The organism is Sphingomonas sp. Leaf10 (assembly GCF_001421245.1).
Taxonomy (GTDB): domain Bacteria; phylum Pseudomonadota; class Alphaproteobacteria; order Sphingomonadales; family Sphingomonadaceae; genus Sphingomonas.
Map to the genome: position 1 here is coordinate 1 of NZ_LMKE01000034.1, position 1,561 is coordinate 1,561.

The following is a 1,561-nucleotide window of genomic DNA, read 5'->3' on the forward strand; positions in this document are numbered from 1 at the left end:
TGTCTCAACCCTCGGGAACAGACAAGAATCCAAAATGCTGCCGGTGTAAACAGTCCCCTTGTCCAGGGAGGGGAGCAATTCAGCAATTTGGTTTCTCCTGCAACTATCGCTACCCTGCCCTAAAAAGCAGGAGAGACTCACGATGTCCGACGAAACCGAAGCCGATCTGACCGGCGTGCCGCCGCGCCGTCGTCCGAAACCATCGGTCGACACCGTCGGCGGGCGGCGGCTGAAGCCGGCGACGCTGATGATGGGTCATGGCTATGATCCGGTGCTGTCCGAAGGATCGCTCAAACCGCCGATCTTCGCGACCTCGACCTATGTCTTTCCCAATGCCGCTGCGGGCAAGCGCCATTTCGAGGGCGTGACCGGCAAGCGTCCCGGCGGGGCCGAGGGCCTCGTCTATTCGCGCTTCAACGGCCCGAACCAGGAAATCCTCGAGGACCGGCTGGGCGTATGGGAAGCGGCGGAGGACGCGCTGGTCTTTTCCAGCGGCATGTCCGCGATCGCGACGCTGTTCCTGTCGATGGTGCAGCCGGGCGACACGATCATCCATTCGGGGCCGCTCTATGCCGCGACCGAGACGTTGATCGGCCGCGTGCTCGGCCGCTTCGGGGTAAAGTATCTCGACTTCCCGGCAGGTGCCACGCAGGACGAGATCGAAGCCGTACTGCGCAAGGCCGAGGGCCGCGTGCCGCTGATTTATCTCGAAAGCCCCGCCAACCCGACCAACGCGCTGGTCGATATCGAAGCGGTCGCCGCCGCCCGCGACACGGTGTCCGGCGGCATGGCCGAGAAACCGCCGATCGCGATCGACAACACGTTTCTGGGGCCGCTTTGGCAGCAACCGCTGCAACACGGCGCAGACCTCGTCGTCTATTCGCTGACCAAATATGCGGGCGGTCACAGCGACCTGGTCGCCGGCGGCGTGTTGGGATCGAAGGCACATATCAACACGATCCGCTCCATGCGCAACACCATCGGCACGATCTGCGACCCGAACACCGCATGGATGCTGCTGCGATCACTGGAGACGCTCGAACTCCGCATGAGCCGCGCGGGCGAAAATGCGGAAAAGGTCTGCGCTTTCCTCCGCGATCATCCCAAGGTCGAGCGGGTCGGCTATCTGGGGTTCCTGAAAGATGCCGAAGGCATGGCGCGGCAGGCGGATATCTATGCCCGCCACTGCACCGGCGGCGGATCGACTTTCTCGCTGTATCTGAAGGGCGGCGAGCGGGAAGCGTTCGCGTTCCTCGACGCGCTGACCATCGCCAAGCTGGCGGTCAGCCTCGGCGGGACCGAGACGCTGGCCAGCCATCCGGCGGGGATGACGCATCTGTCGGTGCCCGATGCACGAAAAGCCGCGCTGGGGATCACCGACAATCTGGTGCGAATCTCGATCGGGGTCGAGGATGCCGACGACCTGATCGCCGATTTCGAACAGGCGTTGGCGGCAATCTAAATCCTCCCCGGCACGGGGAGGGGGACCGCCACGAAGTGGTGGTGGAGGGGGGCTTCGTCGAACGTACCGCTTGCGGCGAGCCCCCCCCCCCCCCCCCCC

At 64.4% G+C, this 1,561-nt stretch carries 1 protein-coding gene; it reads left to right on the plus strand.

Going from position 1 to position 1,561, the window contains the following annotated elements; genetic code table 11:
- Positions 1 to 142 precede the first annotated feature (142 nt).
- Positions 143 to 1,462, plus strand: coding sequence for a cystathionine gamma-synthase family protein (locus ASE59_RS17750; protein ID WP_056459565.1), 1,320 nt, complete (start codon positions 143 to 145; stop codon positions 1,460 to 1,462).
- Positions 1,463 to 1,561 lie beyond the last annotated feature (99 nt).